Genomic DNA, 16627 nt, shown 5'->3' on the forward strand with positions numbered 1-16627 from the left:
CAGTTCCCGAATGCTAGAACCGTTACGTTTTCACTAATCCTTTTTGAATCGCCAGAACAGCGGCTTGGGTGCGATCGCGCACGTCTAATTTTTGTAAAATGGCATGAAAAATCACAAATCTTCAATCCACTTGCTCCGGGTCAATACCCAACTCTCTCAACCGCTGTGCCAACCTTTCTGCCCGTTGTCGTTCAGCTTCTGCTCGTTGTCGTTCAGCTTCTGCCCGTTGTTCAGCGTCTTGGACTCGTTGTTGAGCCTTTTCTAGGCGTCGTTGAATCTCCACATAACTGGCAAATGGGTTCCCATCAGGACGATAAAGCTGCAACTGTTCCCCAGACAAATCAAAGCGAATACCCAGTCGGGGACTCACCCAATTATTCATCTCGTCAATTACATCCAAACGAGACTCAGAACGCAACCAACCACTCAAATCATTTTTATCCGGATCATACAGATAGTATTCCTCAACACCATAGCGATCGTAAAAGACCTGCTTCTTATTCATTTCCGTTAAGGTATTACCAGGAGAGAGAATTTCAAACACTACCTGCGGCGTGGTATTCCCCTCATTCCACTGCTGGTAGGAACCTCTATCGCCCTTGGTAACACCAAAGACAATCATCAAATCAGGGGCTTGACGAATTTTATTATTTCCTTGAACGGGATACCATAACAAATCCCCCGCAACAAACACATTGGCATCATCAGCGAAGAGCCACTCTAAATTGTAGTAGATGATCGTAATCCAGCAAAATTGCTTGGTATTGTCTGCCATCGGTTGACCATCACTTTCCGGGTAAATGACATCTTCTTTTGTCTGATCCTCTAGTCGAAAAACCATAACCCTACTCTCCATTCAAGACTGTCTAAGGCTGCTAGTTGAGAAGCGATCGCTTTATTTTAGACAGTTTGGTATTATTCGTCATTCGTCTTTAACATAAGCAGGCAGTTGAAACCCAAACAGCGCTCCTTTTGGTTTTCGGTTCTCTGCCCAAATTGTACCGCCATGCGCGATCGCTTCTTCATAGCGGCGGTTGCGATCGCTTAGCCAACCTGTCGCGACTAATGCCATCACCGCAATGAATCGATTGGCGACTGTTGCTGGATTGGTTAATTCTACAGTGGGAACCACCAGATTTAAAAGCGTTAGCACAGAGGCTATCAGCGTGGCTTGCAGGGTTGCTGAACGATTTAAGCGGGGGTTCGTGGGGCGAACCCCTGAACTCTTTGGACGCAAGATTGAAAAGCGAGAAATTATTCTGGCGAGTGTGATTTTGCTAGTTCACCCGATTATGATTTTGATTCCTGGTGCGATTAGTATTTCCTTCGCTGATACGGTGGGTTTGCCAGAGGTAGAAACCCTAGCCGGAATTACGAATCCCGGCTTTCACGGCATCTCCCAAGTTATTTACGAATATGCCTCTGCTGCCGCCAATAACGGGTCAGGATTTGAAGGATTAGCTGATGGTACGTTGTGGTGGAATTTGACAGCCAGCATTAGCCTTTTGGCAGGACGCTACATTCCCATTATTGCCCTATTGCTGTTAGCCGACAGTATGTACCGGAAACAGCCTGTACCCGAAACACCAGGTACGCTGCGGACAGATACGGGATTGTTTACCGGTGTAACGGCTGGCGTGATTCTCATCCTTGGCGCCCTCACCTTCTTCCCCGTACTTGCCCTAGGACCAATTGCCGAAGCCGTGGCAGAAGGGCGGGGGAAGGCACAGGCAGATTCCTTGCGTTCCACTCAATCCGATACCGTCGCCCGGAAACTTTTGCCTGATAATACCACCGTAGAGGTGAGTTCCACTGAATTGCATAAAGGTGAAACCATTAAAGTGATTGCCGGTGACATCATTCCCGCCGATGGGGAAGTGATTGAAGGGGTGGCTTCGGTTGATGAATCCGCCATTACTGGAGAATCCGCCCCGGTTCTCAAGGAACCCGGTTCAGATGTGGCAAGTTCTGTGACAGGGGGAACCCGGATTCTATCTGATGAACTGATTATCCGGGTAACGGCAGAGCCGGGTCAAACTGTTAACATAGTGTCTCTAAAATCCAGACTATTAATTGTGAAAAGAGAAATGACAAAGCTCCTCAACTTACCAGGAGTCTTAGTTGAAAAAATCCAAGAGACAGAAGGAGCATTGATTTTATCGGTTAAAGTACAAAAGAAAACAGGTAAATGCCCCCGCTGTGGTCATACTAGCCATCGCCTTCATCAAAACCAAAGGCATTTGGTGAGGAATTTACCTATATGTAACCGAGAAGTAATGCTTTACTTAAATCGTCGAAGATTTAAGTGTGATTATTGTAAAAAACCATTTAGTGAAAGTTTAGATTTTGTCGGATACAAAAAGAACTTCACTCATAGATATGCTCATGCTGTAACCAAACAAGTTATTCATAGTGATGTTATTAATGTAGCTAAAAACAATAAATTAACAACGGAAGACCCAAAAAATAGAACAATCTCTACAGAATTTCTTCCAACGCCGAAACTTACTCGCCTTGCGAGAATTGGCACTGCGGGAAGTGGCTGACAACCTAGAAGCCGTCGCTGAAAAGTCTGCCCTCACCGGCAAATTTTACAGCGTTCACGAACGGGTGTTAGTTTGTGTGTCAACCTATCCTAATTCAGCTCAACTGCTGCGACGGGGGGCACGGTTAGCGACTATCATGCGAGCGCGTTTATATGGATTGTTTGTGGCTCACCCTGAACAGTTTCTCACCAAAGATGAAAGCCTCTATATAGAAATGTGTGAGCATTTTTGTCAGGAATTTGGGGGTGAATTTTTACACGTCACCAGCACCAATATTCCCAAGGCGATCGCGAAAGTAGCACATAACTACCACATTACTCAAGTCGTGGTGGGACAAACTCATAAATCCCGATGGCAGTTAGCGTTACGAGGTTCTCCTGTGAAGCAGTTGCTGCGGTATCTCAAGGATGTTGACTTGCACCTCATTGCCACCTAGACTAATTGGAGTTCCCTACCCCCACCGCTTGCACTTATTCAGCAGTCCTTTGCTGTTTTTCCTGGCAAATCTTCAGCCAGAGGGAACAATCAAGTCTCGTTTTCGCTCATAATTTTAGTATGGAGAGAAAAATATCTCCTTAATCTGTACTGCGATACCATCGACCTTTTGTAGAACAAAGCACTGCCATGGTTCAATACTCCATTAGTGCCACGAACAATCCCAACAAGCCGATCAAACTGTGTATCTGGGAACCTGCTGTGCTGAGTGACTCTCGGGTTCGACCCTTTCAGTTTAAAGCGAATTATACTTGTGAGACTCTACCAGAAGCCATGGAGATTCTCCGACAAGTTGAGGCTCAATCCCAGTCATACGAGGCAGTCGCCTAATCAAACAAAGTGGAATAGAATCGTCGGGTGGGCATGAGAGCATGTCATCTTTGTCGCCATCGTTAGGCTGTTGGGTAACGCTTACGCTCTAACCAACCTACAAGAATTTTGTGCAGAACTGACATGATCCCACAAGAGATGCGATCGCGCCTTTTTTCTGGTATACTTGTAGAGTGGGAAAATGTGTGCGCCTGTATAGAGAACTGTAGAGAGAAAGTCACTTCCGTTCTGTTGGTAGGTGCAGAGAAAAACGTTCAAAGGCTTAGAAGAATAGCACTTCTGACGCGACAGGCAAAGGAACCTTAGAGCGGATTTAGGCACTCACATTCCCGGATGTGCTGCTGTTGAAGATTTGTTGAGCGGTGAGTTGTAACTCAGGGAAGATGGAGGAGACGAGCAAATCATCACTCCGAAATAATTGCTGCCGAACTTGTTGTCAGAAAAAATCAAAACAAGTTTCGAGAGACTGGCAATTCATCTCACGCCTCCCGATCGGGTAGGTGAGGCTTCTTGCCAAATGAGCTAAAATCGCCGCCGATATTCAATAATCGCCCAACTATCTTCCGAAAAATCAGTCCCCCCCCGCAACAGCACATCATCATTCACTCGATAGCGCAGGTTGTACTGGAACGGTTCCCCAGTGGTTAACTCCTTCAACACCGAAACCGAGAAACTTTGCGTGATATCAATCCCCGCCTCAGCCGCAAACCCTAAACTCGAACTCCGCTGTTCATCATCGGGAATAATCGTCGGAAACAGACGAAACTCACTCAACGGTAACGTATCCGCAATAAAATTACCCACCGGTCCCAACACCGCTGAACCCGCCAGATTCGCCAACCCCAACGTACTATCCCCTCGCCCTAAAGTATCCACAAAACCCCCACCCAACAGCGCCACAATTTCGGCTTCGCTGCGTGCCGGTGTACTCGTCAATTCCAACTGATCCTCCAGTCGAGACGCCGGTCCTTCCACCTGGGCGACAACCCGAACTGTTTGCACCGTACCCAACTCAAACTCCGGCACATCCGCAATTTCCGCCGTCTGGGCGGTAGTGGGGAGTCGCCGTTGGGTGGCTTCCGCCACTGATGCAACTAACCGTACATCTAAAAAGGGATTAAGTCCTTGACTGGGAATAAATGTAGCCGTCTGTTCATACCCCCGCGCCAACCGGAATTGAGTCGTAAATAAATTCACCTGACCCCGCCGCAGGCGAATCACGCCGTCGGGTCTCAAATCATCTAAAGTCCCATTCAGCGTTAGTGTCCCTTGGGCAAGGAAATTCAAAATTGGCGCCTTTCTAATCTGAATATCTTCCACCAGGGTAATTTTTAAGTCATTAAACTCGAAAACAATACCCTCCTCCGTGTCACCCCCAGTTCCTACACCAGTTACCGCACCGCCATCTTGCTCAGGTAGTGGTACAGTACCATCAACTAAGTTAATTTCACCACCAATTGTGGGATTCAACGCTGTCCCAGTTAGCACCACCTGACTTTGTTGGATCTGACCTCGATATAAGGCTTTCAGGTTAATTGCCAGTTCCCCAATATTTACCGTGAGTGGATTGGGTTGAGGGATAGGTTCAGAGATGGGTAGGGTTCCTGCTGCGGTAATTTGACCGCCACCATAGTTCGCCGTCAAGCCATTCACATCAACCTGGTCAAAGTTGAACTCAATTTCCCCTGTCACATCAGTCAGGGGTTCGGGTAAGGCTTGCGAGGCGATTGTTGCCCCTTCCACGATGGCAACTCCTGCTGCCCTCACTCCTGTGGGACGCCCTTGTTCTTGGTTAAAGTTGCCTTGAATATCCAAATTAACGCTTCCGGTTCCCCCTCTCCAGACAACTTGCTGGCGGGTGAGGATATTCAATAAAGCTAGCCCCTCGTCTTCCACATTCACACTCAGGCGAAGTTCCTCACTCTCTGGGGCGACGGCTTCTCTTAAGGGTAACTGGTAAGGGATACTCCCCTGAACCACCAATTGAGGTTCACCCTCGTCTGTGGGTATACTTTCGGCTAAGAACCGCAACCGGGCATCACTGTAACTGAAACTCCCCTGCAAGGTTTCAATAGCTTCTTGATTCAGCGTCGCATCGGTTACCGTCACTGCTCCTCTGGCTTGGGGATTCGCTAAATTCCCCGAAAGGGTGGCTGTAGCGTCCAGACTCCCACTAATAGGACCGATCGCAGGCGGTAAATCCACCACGTCTCGGATTAGGGCGATGGGGAAATTTTCGAGACGTAACTGACCCGATTGCGTCTCTCCACCGATAGTCCCAGAAAATGTGGCAAAACTCTCTCCCGATTGTAAGGTTATCGGCAGCAGAGTCAGTACTCCCTCTTGGAAGCTGCCTTGAAGCGTTGCCTGGTTAACCTCATAATCACCCCATTCCCAGTCTTGTCCCTGGAGGTCAAATTTGGCATTAATTCCTGTTGCCAACGAGCCACTAATTCGTACCTCACCACTAAATGTGCCATCTAACTCGTCTAAATCAGGCAGAATCTCCGCTTCTTCCTCCGCCTGTTGCTGCTGTCGCAGCAGGGTTTCAATTTCCGCAAGACGGCGCAGTTGGGTTTGCAGTTTGGCTTGGGGCATTCCCACTTGGGCGATATCCAAGGGTGCGGTGGGGGTGGTGGGTGGTGTTGTGGTCAGGTCGATTAACTGTAAGCCCGCCACCAAGGTTTCCAGTTGTCCCTGTTCAATATCCAGCGTCCCTTGAAATTGAGGTCCCGTGGGCGTTTGGGTAATTCGACCCGATAGGCTATACAGATTTTCCCCTGGTGCCGCTTCCCCTGGCAAACGACTGCCAAAAATTGGACCTGCTAATTCTACTTGGTCTAAAGCCACATCAAAGGTATTCAAATTGATCGCCAGTTCCCCGGAAATGTCACCCACCAAGGGTTGAGTCTGCAGGGCGACAGGAACCGGGGCGATATCTTTAATCAAGGCGATGGGAATACTTTCGGCATTCACCCGTAGCACATCACCCTGGCGTGTCCCGGTAGCGATCGCGTCCCCCCGACGAATATTAAAGGATACGGGGAGATAATCTGATCCTAGGGCTAATTCAATCTGATCGGTCTCACCTTGCAGATTGAGTTCTACGCCTTCTCCGGGTATCACCGTCACAGGACCTGCGAGTTCCTCTTCAAATGCCAAACCACTAACAGCAAAATTCTCAAGTTCGACATTCCCCTGAACAAGCGGATTCGTCAGATTCCCCGCGATAGTACCCGTAAAATCCGCCAATCCCGCCACATTCACATCCGCTGCGGCTGGGGGTAAATACGCCGAGAGTTCGGCTAAATCCAAATTATTTGCTGCCACATCCAGGTTAAAATTTCCTATCGCCCCAATTAAGTGATCCAACTGGGCGGGATTCACCCCAATAAAACCACTGGCAGACAGTCCCTCAGCGGTTAACTGTTGCAGGTCTATCCCTTGACCTGTCCAGCGAAATGTGGTACTTAGGGGACGGTCAATCAGAGCAAGTCCTTGACTAAATTGCAGTTGACCCGCAGCCGTTAGCGATCGCGCGATCGCTTCCGGGGTCAATGTCTCCAGACTGGTTGATACATCTACATTTCCGCTGACAGTTCCCGATAACTGTTCCCCAAACCGTGCCAATTCAATCCCTTCCGGCGCCAGTCTCCCTTGTAGCGTCCCATCCCTTAACTGCACCCCCGTTGCCCTCACCGTACCCCCCGCCACGGCTAATCTACCCTGACCTTGGGCTCGAATCTGATCCAGTGCCACCTTCTCAACAGACCCCGATAGATCAAAATTCCCACTAAACGCCCCAGCCAATTGCGGCGGTAAATCCGGCACTAACCTGTCCAACTCCAGCCCCGCCGCCTGTACATCTGCCTGCCAGCGTCCGGCGGCGAGATTAATATCCCTTGCCCTGACAACACCCCCTGCCAGGTCAATTAAAGCATTCCCATCTCCCCGAATCGTTTCCAGCGCCACCTGCTCCACACTCCCAGAAAGATTCATGATTCCGGTTAAATTTCCCGACAATTGCGGCGGTAAATCCGGCACTACCCTAGCCAGTCGCACACGATTCGCCGCCACCGTAGCTTGCCAGCGACCGGCATTTACATCCACATTCGACACCTGAACGGTTCCCCCACCCACATTTAGCTGTCCCTCACCAGCTACATTAATCGTCGATGGTGAAAACTCTTCCATTGACCCAGACACCAAGAACGTACCACTGAAGGGAGACTGGAGTTGAGGGGGTAATTGAGGCACCAACTGTGCCAACTGAATCTGATTCGCGTCTATCCTGGCTTGCCAGCGACCATTTTTTAGAGTCACCTCCTCTAAATTAATCTGTCCCCCAGCCGCCGTCAGCGTCACTTCACCGAGTCCAGTAATCGCGGAAACCGAAGGATCTGCCAGAGAACCAGAAAGGGCAAACGTCGCGTTGATTGGTTCTTGCAGGGCTTCCGGAATTTGCGGGGCTAACTCTCCCAACTGCACCCCATTGGCATCAACATTAGCCCGCCAGCGACCTTGAGACAGTTGAATATTCTCCACTCCAATCGTTCCCCCCGCCACATTCAGGCGTCCGCTACCCTGGGCGCGAATCTGGGATAGGGCAAACTCGTCCAAGGGGGTTGATAGGGTAAACTGACCCGCTACTGTCCCCTGAAATTGCGGCGGGACATCAGCGAGTTGGGACAGTTGCACCCCTTGGGCTTGGACTAAGGCGGTGAGACGATTATCCAGAACTTGTAGATTCGTGGCGGTTACTGTACCCCCAGCGGCTTGGACTGTTGCGGTTCCGGTGGCGCGGATGTTTTGAGGATTATCCAACGGACCAAATATTTTGGCGGTTCCGGAGAGATCACCGACGGGAATGGGTAGGGTGGTGTTGTAGGTTTTAGCCAATGGGGTGACGGGGACATTACTGGCTTCTAGGGTAAGTTGTAAACCCCCCTCTTCCCCCAGTTCAATCATGCCCCCTCCAGTAATTTTGCCGCCGATGATGGGTTGGGCTTGCAGGTTGCGAATAGCGAGGCGGCTCGGATCTTCGGGTTGGGCGGGTGTGGTTAGGGTAAAATCGGTACGGATTGTGCTGAAGGTAACCCGATCAATCTGAGTTGGTTTCGTGGTGACGGCTTCTCCTTTAACCACAGGTTGGGTCAAAGGTCCAGTGACTAGCAGGGCGGCTTTGACTTCTCCGGACAGGGGAACGGGCGTATCTTTGATCGCAAAGGTTTGCAAAACGGGCTTGATCTGTACGGCTTGGGTTTGGGCAGTGAGATTAAATCCCGTCTCTAGATCCACAGTACCGTTGGCAGTGGCGGGAATTTGCCCGAATTTTGTGGTTACGTCTTCTAAGCCAATGGTTGTCTCTTTGAAGCGTAATCGCCCATTGGTATTGATAAAGGGTTGGGGGAGTTGGGGGACTTTGGCGGTTACGTTGTTGAGGGTAGCATTTCCCAGAAACCGGAGTTGTTCGGGTTTAATCGTGAGTTCTAAGTCCCCGCCAACGTTACCGGCACTCACGTCTAGGGGTAGGGGAATCAGGCGATTTAGGGTGCTAGCGTTGACATTTTCCCCATTAACTTGTAGGTGGGTGGTGCTAGTGGGGAAGAGGTGTTCCCCTTGCAGATTAAAGGTGCCGCCACTGGCGATTTTCCCTTGGACATCGAAGCGAATAATTTCATTGTCCTGTAGGAATTGACTACTCCCCTGGGGAATCGCGATCGCGACAGGGGATTGGGGTTTGCCTTCCGGGGATCTGGGAACAAGCACCACCTCGGCATTCCGCACCCTTAACTGTTGTAATTCTGCTTTAATTGGACCGGGGTCTCCTTCTTGGAGTTCCAAGGGCATCCAAGACCCATCGACGGCTTGTTCGATATAGACATCGGGTTCAATTAGGGTAACCTCTAATTCTAACCGACGGTCGAGTATAAGGGGTATTAAATCATACTGAACTTCCACCGCTTCAATCGAGGCGCGATCGGGTTCGGTATCCGTAGGGGGTAAGGCGGCGCTATCAAACCGCAAACTATTCAGGGAAAAGCGTTCCACGTCTCCGATTTCTACGGGACGTTGCAGGAGTTGGGTAAGGTTTCTCGCCACCAGGGGTGCCAACATCCGTTGGATAAAATACCACGCCCCAACCGTACCCCCAGCGATTCCCACCAGTAGGATGATACTGATCCCAATTAACCAACGTCGGCGTCGCGATTGTCTAGGGGGTGGAGATTCAGGTTGTGGGTTGGAATTGGAGTCAGGTTCGTTGCTGGGAGGGGGTGAATTTGTCATGATCGTTGTTCACACCGAGCAATAGATGCTCTCTTGCGGTTGCGTTTCTTTTGTGGGTGCGATAGCTATGGCTAATTTCAATAAGGCATAGTCTTTTACTATAGACCGATACTACAATAAGCCAATTCCCCCAACAGGTATAGATGGAAAGAGGGAGCAGAGGGAGCTGGGGGAGCAGAGGGAGCAATGTAGAGACGTAGCATGCTACGTCTGGGAGCTGGGGGAGATGTTAGCTGTTGGCGTTATTTCTGCCTTCTTGCCCGATAAAGCGCCAAATGTCAGGATTTGTAAATATATTCCTCAAGAAATAGACAAGTATTACGGCAAAAAAGTATCATCAGATACAGAAAAAACAATTTACATGAAATTTCCGGCTCAGATTGGTAAGTAGGTTACGGCAAACACATTGATATAATTTTATGAACGTCGATACAGCGATCGATTGGGATGAAGCATTTGAATATTTACCTGGATCTCTGGTGGAATTGAAAGCGCAACCGGGAATCCTATACACCATTGACTTCTATGAACCCATGATGGTTCCCCCGATATGGTTAGTGGATAATCCGCGCCCACGCTATCCTCATGAATTAAGGATCGTATCCCGCCGAAATGAGCGGGTTTGTTCATTAGAGTCTCAACTGGTTTAAGCGCAGAAGGCTCCCAGGTAGAATTTAGTCAGGTTTATCTTGACTGAGGACTTGGCATGGACATGACGACGAACGATGCGATCGCACAATTTTATGGTATACTTTTAATCGTGGGAAAATGTGCCTGCCTATAGCCTCTTGATCAAGCTTTTTAGACCAAGATAGTAGAAGAGGCGATCGCACATCAGTAATTCGGGTTCTAATGTACAATCACCAAAGAGAGCGTAAATCTAGGGTAAATCCTGGTAACACTTCTTCTCCAGAAAGAGTATCTGGAGCCTCTAAAATTTCAACATTTTGCTGGGGACGATAAATTTCTACTCGTCTGTGTTCCGGCGCAATTAACCAGCCCAGACGGACGCCATTTTCCCTATATTCCTTCATTTTATCCTGCGTCGATTTTAAAGTATCTGAAGGAGACATCAGTTCCACAACAAAATCGGGGCAAATTGGCGGAAACTTGGTGCGTTGTTCAGGAGATAAAGCATCCCACCGTTCCTGTCTCACCCAAGCCAGATCGGGAGAACGATTGGCACCATTGGGGAGTTTAAAGCAGGTAGAGGAGTCAAACCCAACCCCTAATCGAGTTTGGCGATTCCATATAGCTAAATCAGCACCAAACTCAAAATTTTGATTTCCGGTTTCTCCTCCGGTTGGGGGCATAATAATCAATTCTCCATGGGCATTGCGTTCAAATTTCAGATCAGGATTAGCCCGACACAATTGATAAAATTGGTCATCGGTAAGCTGAATAACTGGGTTAAAATCTATAGTATAAGCAGTCATTTTAGTTTTTTGAGTTTTATCGATTAACTCAACTGAATTTAATCTATTCCCATTGTAGGGGCACCATCCTTGCGCCCTCAGATGGTTGGTGTGCGCCCTACGATGGGTGTACCATCAACCCTGAGCAAAGGAACCTTGATCGCGCCTCAACCCTCAATACTATAAAGCCAAGGTATCAAATATTGAGATAACCAATCAGAGCGGACGTTGTTGGTTCCGGTTGTGATGTATCACACTAGAAGAAGAAAGTCAAGTTCACTGCTGTTTTACCCTGTCGTCCAGTTGCCATCAATCCCATGCTGGACGAACCCCGAACCACGTTTGCCAATGATTGAAACCAAACAACCGGAAAATGTTACCGACTATAACCAGAGTTCATTGAACGCCCTCGATCGCGCGATCGCATTTTCTCAGGGAGAGTTCTCTCTCGTCTTGGTGCGCTGTAATTACAAGCTTTTACAGAAACGTATCTTACACCAACTGCACGAACGAGCTCAAGGTCGATACCAAATTCAGGAATTAGTTCTTCCCGAATCCGTCACCACCCTTTACACGACGATTCAAAATTATGTGGGGATGAATCAGCATGGCGCGTTTGGGAACAGGGTTGTAGGGGGGGGTTTTACCGATAACCTGTCGGAAACAACAGATAACTTAACTAAACCCGCCCCCATAGAGGAATCAGGAAGACGGGAAGATAGTAGAGACGTTCCGGTGGAACTTAAAACTCCTCCCGCCTTAATCATCCTCGGACTCGAATCCGTCGAAGCGCTAAAGGACTTACTCACCTCCACCAATCAAGTGCGGGATGAATTTCGCAAACGCTTACCCTTCCCCTTAGTCTTGTGGGTGAATGACGAAGTATTGCACAAACTCGTCCGCTCTGCTCCCGATTTTAGCAGTTGGGCAGCAACTCCGATTAAGTTTGAAATTGCCACCGATGAACTACTCGATTTGCTGCAACACAAAGCAGACTCCCTCTTTAGAACCGTATTAAAAGGAACTCCAGGGCGATATGCCCCCTGGCGTATTTGTACCCACCATACCAATCTTAATTTAGCCACAGGATGCCGTTCCCGCGCCGAACTCGATTGCGCTCTTCATGACTTACAACAGCGTCAAGAAACGATTACCCCGGAACTAGAAGCGAGTCTGCAATTTGTATTAGGTCAATATGATTATGCCAATGATCATATTGATGCAGCGGTTATCCGTTACCAAAAAAGCCTGCGGTATTGGCGCATTACCAATAATTTAGAACGTCAAGGAGTCCTCCTATTTCATTTAGGCTTATGTTATTGCCGTAATGCTGACTTACATCGGGCGCAACGACACCGCAACTGGGAAGAAGCGTGGCCCTATCTTCAGCGAGCGGTTGAGGCGTTTGAGTGGGCGGGGCGTCAGGATTTGGTGGCGCAGTTTATTACCCAACAGGCGGAAGTGTTGCAACATTTAGAAGGATGGGACTCCCTCCAACAGGTAGCCAAACAGTGCTTACAGGTACACCAACGCTACTGTTCCCCTATCCAACTGGCGCAAGATTATGGCTTTTTAGCAGAAGTCGCCCTAGTCAAACGGCGGTGGAGAGATGCCAATCACTGGGCGCAGCAAGCTCTCTCTCAGTTAGCATCTATCCCCAATCAACCCCAAGATTATCAAGGCTTACATCCCTATTTATTAACCCAACTCTATCAACTCATCCTGGTCAAATCCTATCATCAGTTGCATCAATCAACTGAAGCCACCCACTATCTCAACCGGGCAAGTCAAGATTTGCCGGATGCCATTGCTAAAAGCGATTATCATTACGAACCCCAGCGCTACTTATATCTTTTGGAAAGCTTGCGGCGGCTGTACTTTGAGCAACAGCGTTACTTAGAAGCCTTTGAGATCAAGCAAGAACAAGGGGCGGTCGAACAACTCTATGGATTTCGTGCCTTCATTGGTGCGGCTCGTCTCCAGCCTCGACGAGCCGTAACTAATCCTACCTTAACCCCAGTTGAACAGCAAGAAATTGTTGCCCAAGAAATTGCCGCATCCGGACGTCAGCAGGATGTGCAGCGTTTAATTGAACGTTTAAGCCGTGCGGATTGCCAATTGACGGTGATTCATGGACCCTCTGGAGTCGGGAAGAGTTCCATCGTTTCCGCTGGCTTAGTACCCGCCCTCAAGTATAGAGCATTAGGCGATCGCTTAGTGTTACCTGTGGTACTGCAAGTGTATACTGATTGGATTAAGGAACTCAATAAAGGCTTGAGAACCGCCCTGTCTGGGTTAACCTCCGGTCAATCTGACCAATTTGCCGCCACACAAACCATTGATGACGATAGTTCCGATGAACTTATTCTCAACCAGTTGCAAGCACAGTTACACGATAACGCCGATCGTAATATCTTAACAGTATTAATCTTTGACCAATTTGAAGAGTTTTTTCTGGGACATGCCTCTACCCAGCAAACCCGCTTATTTTATCAGTTTTTTCAGACCTGTTTAGATCTGTCCTTTGTTAAAATTATTGTTTCCATTCGGGAAGACTTCTTACACTACTTATTAGAATTTGAGAAACTTGATCTAGAAGTAATTGAAAATAACATATTGGATCGAAAAAATCGCTACCCTTTGGGCAATTTTTCCCCTCCCGACGCCCGGGCTGTGATCCAAAGCTTAACCGAACGCGCTCATTTTTACTTAGAATCCACGTTAATTGATGAATTAGTCCGAGATTTAGCACGAGAACTGGGAGAAGTCCGTCCAATTGAATTACAAGTCGTTGGGGCGCAGTTGCAAGCAGAAAATATAACCACCCTGGCGCAATATCGACAACGGGGTCCCGTGGAAAAGCTGGCGGAACGCTTCCTAGAAAAAGCCTTAAAAGACTGTGGTGTAGAAAACGAACAGGCGGCTTGGCTAGTTTTGCAACTCCTCACCGATGAAAATAATAATCGTCCCTTAAAAACCCGTGCCGAATTAGTTATTGAATCGGATCTTGATGTCCAGAAACTAGATTTAATCTTAGAAGTATTAGAGAAATCTGGCTTGGTTTTCCTGCTACCCGAAATTCCTAGCCATCGCTATCAACTGGTTCATGATTACCTGGTAGAATTTATTCGCCAGAATGAACAAAATAGTCTGCGGAAAGAACTTGAAGAACTGCGTCAAAAAGACAAGGATAGTCAAAATAAAATCCAACAACTGATTCGGGAAAAAACCCTGCGGTCTAAATTATCAGCGGCGACGAAAAAACATACTGCTGCTGTGGAAAAACAACACCAAGCTGAGGAGAAATTAAATCAAGTTCTACGACGCCGTTTGCAAGAAGCCCAGATTGTTGGCGTGACATTAGCTACACTGGCGGTGATTGCGGTAGGACTGGTATGGCGAGCGGTATTTAGTGAAACCAACGCCCAATTAATTGCCTTGAATGCTTCAGCAGAAGCCTTAGTCGCATCAAACCGCAAATTTGACGCCCTACTAAAAAGTTTATCAGCCGCCAAAGAATTAAAACAAGCCCTGGGGGTGACACAGGAAACCAGGATGCGGGTGATTTCTACATTGCAACAGGTGGTGTATGGGGTGAGAGAACGCAACCGTTTAACTGAACATAGTGATTGGGTGAGTAGCGTTAGTTTTAGTCCCGATGGTGAGTTGATTGCTTCAGCGTCTAAAGATAAAACGATTAAACTGTGGAGTCAGCAGGGGAAATTGCTGCAAGATTTGCTGGGACATGAAGAGGGGGTGTATTCGGTTCGCTTCAGTCCCCAGGGTCAAATCTTAGCTTCTGCTAGTGAGGATAATACAATTAAACTCTGGAGTCGAGAGGGTACATTATTAAGAACCTTAACCGGACATCGCGATCGCGTCCACAGTATCAGCTTTAGTCCCGATGGTCAACGGATTGTCTCGGCGAGTGAGGATAATACAATTAAACTTTGGCATATCGACGGGACACTGCTGAGGACTCTTTCCGGTCATAATCATTGGGTTTTAGATGTAAGTTTTTCTCCCAATGGTCAGTTGATTGCTTCCGCCAGTCGTGATAGAACGATTAAACTGTGGCAATCTGATGGTACGTTACTCAAAACCTTAACCGCCCACAATCAACCCGTACTCGACATCAGTTTTAGTCCCGATGGTGAATATCTCGTATCTGCTAGTGCAGATAAAACCATCAAACTATGGCGAACCGATGGTACATTACTCAACACTCTATCCGGACATCAAGAGGCTATAATTACAGTCGCCTATAGTCCAGATGGTCAGATAATAGCCTCTGGAAGTGAGGATAACACCATTAAACTCTGGCGTCCCGATGGCACATTAATTGACACATTGCAGGGACATGGTAAGGCAATTCTCGGATTAGGATTCAGTCCCAGTGGCAAAATATTGGCGTCTGCTAGTGCCGATAATACCATCAAACTTTGGCAAGTGGAGGGGGGAATGTTGCAACCAATTCCTGGACATAGCCAACCCATCAGCAGTATCAGTTTTTCCCCTAATGGTCAGAGAATTGCTACAGCTAGCTGGGATAATACGGTGAAACTTTGGACTCGCCAGGGCAAATTATTAAAAACAATTGCGGCACATCAAAAGCCGGTCAATAGTGTCAGTTTCTCTGACAATGGTAAGATCCTAGCAACAGGGAGTGATGATACCACGATTAAACTCTGGAATCAAGATGGAACCGGGCAGAAAACCTTGTCAGGACATCAAGATGGGGTAACCAGTGTTAATTTTAGTCCCGATGGTCAACAACTTGCCTCAAGTAGCACGGATCAAACGGTCAAATTGTGGCAAATGGATGGCAGATTGGATAAAACTTTAATCGGTCATCAGGGGACAGTGTGGGGGGTTAGTTTTAGTCCGGACGGGTCTTTAATTGCATCAGCCTCTGAAGATAAAACGGTGAAACTTTGGAGTCGTAACGGCAGGTTGATCAAAACATTGAGGGGGCATAGGGATGCCGTGAATTGGGTAACGTTTAGTCCCGATGGGGAGTTTATTGCTTCAGCAAGTAGTGATAGAACGGTGAATTTATGGAATCGAGAGGGTGAATTGGTGCATTCTTTGAAGGGACATAATGGATTAGTTAATTGGGTAACATTTAGTCCCGATGGGGAGTTTATTGCCTCGGCGAGTGATGACAAAACGGTGAATCTGTGGAGTCGGCACACGGGTCATTTAATTAATTCCTTTGTCGGTCATAAAGATGCCGTGTTTGGCGTGAGTTTCAGTCCTGATGGTAAGATTTTGGCATCAGCGTCTCAAGACACGACGGTTATTCTGTGGAATTTGGATTTAGCGGATTTAGTTGGACGCAGTTGTTCTTGGTTAGAGGATTATTTACAAAATAATTCAGAGTCGCCAAGGATTAATGATGCCAATCCCCAGGATTTTCGGGCGTTGTGTGCGAGGAGATAGGGAACGGGAGCATCCCATTTTGGATTAAGAGATAGCTCCCACAGGAAACAGGCAATTTTTTGTTCCTAAATAATCCAGGTAATATCGTGTCCGGTTGTATGGAAATTGTTT

Annotated in this window: 8 protein-coding genes and 4 pseudogenes; 7 read left to right on the forward strand and 5 right to left on the reverse strand. The window is 47.9% G+C overall.

What is annotated here, in order from left to right; translation table 11 throughout:
• Nucleotides 1-22: 22 nt before the first annotated feature.
• The 3 genes and pseudogenes from ACLGGO_RS05445 to ACLGGO_RS05455 form a co-directional block, all read right to left on the reverse strand.
• Nucleotides 23-106, reverse strand: a pseudogene (locus tag ACLGGO_RS05445) (DNA-binding response regulator); the annotation flags it as partial.
• A gap of 15 nt (nt 107-121) precedes the next feature.
• Nucleotides 122-841, reverse strand: a complete 720-nt coding sequence (locus ACLGGO_RS05450) for a Uma2 family endonuclease (RefSeq protein ID WP_446418531.1) — start codon at nt 839-841, stop codon at nt 122-124.
• A gap of 168 nt (nt 842-1009) precedes the next feature.
• Nucleotides 1010-1204 (reverse strand): annotated as a pseudogene (locus tag ACLGGO_RS05455) (sensor histidine kinase); the annotation flags it as partial.
• A 1-nt stretch (nt 1205) separates the two neighbouring features.
• Here ACLGGO_RS05455 and ACLGGO_RS05460 point away from each other — a divergent pair.
• From ACLGGO_RS05460 to ACLGGO_RS05475, 4 genes and pseudogenes are all read left to right on the forward strand, one after another.
• Nucleotides 1206-1721, forward strand: a pseudogene (locus tag ACLGGO_RS05460) (potassium-transporting ATPase subunit KdpA); the annotation flags it as partial.
• Entirely contained in the window at nt 1704-2546 is an 843-nt protein-coding gene (locus ACLGGO_RS05465; RefSeq protein WP_446418571.1) for a P-type ATPase, read from the forward strand. The pseudogene ACLGGO_RS05460 and the gene ACLGGO_RS05465, both read left to right, overlap by 18 nt.
• Nucleotides 2461-2982, forward strand: a pseudogene (locus ACLGGO_RS05470) (sensor histidine kinase KdpD); the annotation flags it as partial. The gene ACLGGO_RS05465 and the pseudogene ACLGGO_RS05470, both read left to right, overlap by 86 nt.
• Nucleotides 2983-3170: 188 nt before the next feature.
• Nucleotides 3171-3371: a hypothetical protein gene (locus tag ACLGGO_RS05475; protein WP_446336071.1), complete on the forward strand. Its 201-nt coding sequence runs from the start codon at nt 3171-3173 to the stop codon at nt 3369-3371.
• 522 nt (nt 3372-3893) lie between these two features.
• Here the strand turns inward: ACLGGO_RS05475 and ACLGGO_RS05480 are convergent.
• Nucleotides 3894-9659 (reverse strand): translocation/assembly module TamB domain-containing protein, encoded by a 5766-nt coding sequence (locus ACLGGO_RS05480; RefSeq protein ID WP_446418532.1) that lies wholly within the window; start codon nt 9657-9659, stop codon nt 3894-3896.
• A gap of 226 nt (nt 9660-9885) precedes the next feature.
• Between ACLGGO_RS05480 and ACLGGO_RS05485 the strand changes: the two genes are divergently transcribed.
• Nucleotides 9886-10050, forward strand: a complete 165-nt coding sequence (locus ACLGGO_RS05485; protein ID WP_446418533.1) for a hypothetical protein — start codon at nt 9886-9888, stop codon at nt 10048-10050.
• A gap of 28 nt (nt 10051-10078) precedes the next feature.
• Nucleotides 10079-10309 carry a hypothetical protein gene (locus ACLGGO_RS05490; protein ID WP_446336074.1) on the forward strand — a complete coding sequence of 77 codons (231 nt, stop codon included), beginning with the start codon at nt 10079-10081 and terminating at the stop codon, nt 10307-10309.
• A 210-nt stretch (nt 10310-10519) separates the two neighbouring features.
• Here ACLGGO_RS05490 and ACLGGO_RS05495 read toward each other — a convergent pair whose 3' ends face one another.
• On the reverse strand, nt 10520-11095 hold the full coding sequence (locus ACLGGO_RS05495; protein ID WP_446336075.1) for a Uma2 family endonuclease: 576 nt from the start codon (nt 11093-11095) through the stop codon (nt 10520-10522).
• A gap of 327 nt (nt 11096-11422) precedes the next feature.
• Here ACLGGO_RS05495 and ACLGGO_RS05500 point away from each other — a divergent pair, with 327 nt between their 5' ends.
• Nucleotides 11423-16516, forward strand: coding sequence for a WD40 domain-containing protein (locus tag ACLGGO_RS05500; RefSeq protein WP_446418534.1), 5094 nt, complete (start codon nt 11423-11425; stop codon nt 16514-16516).
• The last annotated feature ends 111 nt before the right edge of the window (nt 16517-16627 follow it).

The organism is Coleofasciculus sp. (genome assembly GCF_046565525.1).
Taxonomy (GTDB): domain Bacteria; phylum Cyanobacteriota; class Cyanobacteriia; order Cyanobacteriales; family Coleofasciculaceae; genus Coleofasciculus.

What these genes read in the sequence shown, in the direction of transcription:
- ACLGGO_RS05450 (WP_446418531.1), bottom strand. Translation starts at nt 841, where the DNA reads ATGGTTTTTCGACTAGAGGATCAGACAAAAGAAGATGTCATTTACCCG.
- ACLGGO_RS05475 (WP_446336071.1), top strand. Translation starts at nt 3,171, where the DNA reads ATGGTTCAATACTCCATTAGTGCCACGAACAATCCCAACAAGCCGATC.
- ACLGGO_RS05480 (WP_446418532.1), bottom strand. Translation starts at nt 9,659, where the DNA reads ATGACAAATTCACCCCCTCCCAGCAACGAACCTGACTCCAATTCCAAC.
- ACLGGO_RS05485 (WP_446418533.1), top strand. Translation starts at nt 9,886, where the DNA reads ATGTTAGCTGTTGGCGTTATTTCTGCCTTCTTGCCCGATAAAGCGCCA.
- ACLGGO_RS05490 (WP_446336074.1), top strand. Translation starts at nt 10,079, where the DNA reads ATGAACGTCGATACAGCGATCGATTGGGATGAAGCATTTGAATATTTA.
- ACLGGO_RS05495 (WP_446336075.1), bottom strand. Translation starts at nt 11,095, where the DNA reads ATGACTGCTTATACTATAGATTTTAACCCAGTTATTCAGCTTACCGAT.
- ACLGGO_RS05500 (WP_446418534.1), top strand. Translation starts at nt 11,423, where the DNA reads ATGATTGAAACCAAACAACCGGAAAATGTTACCGACTATAACCAGAGT.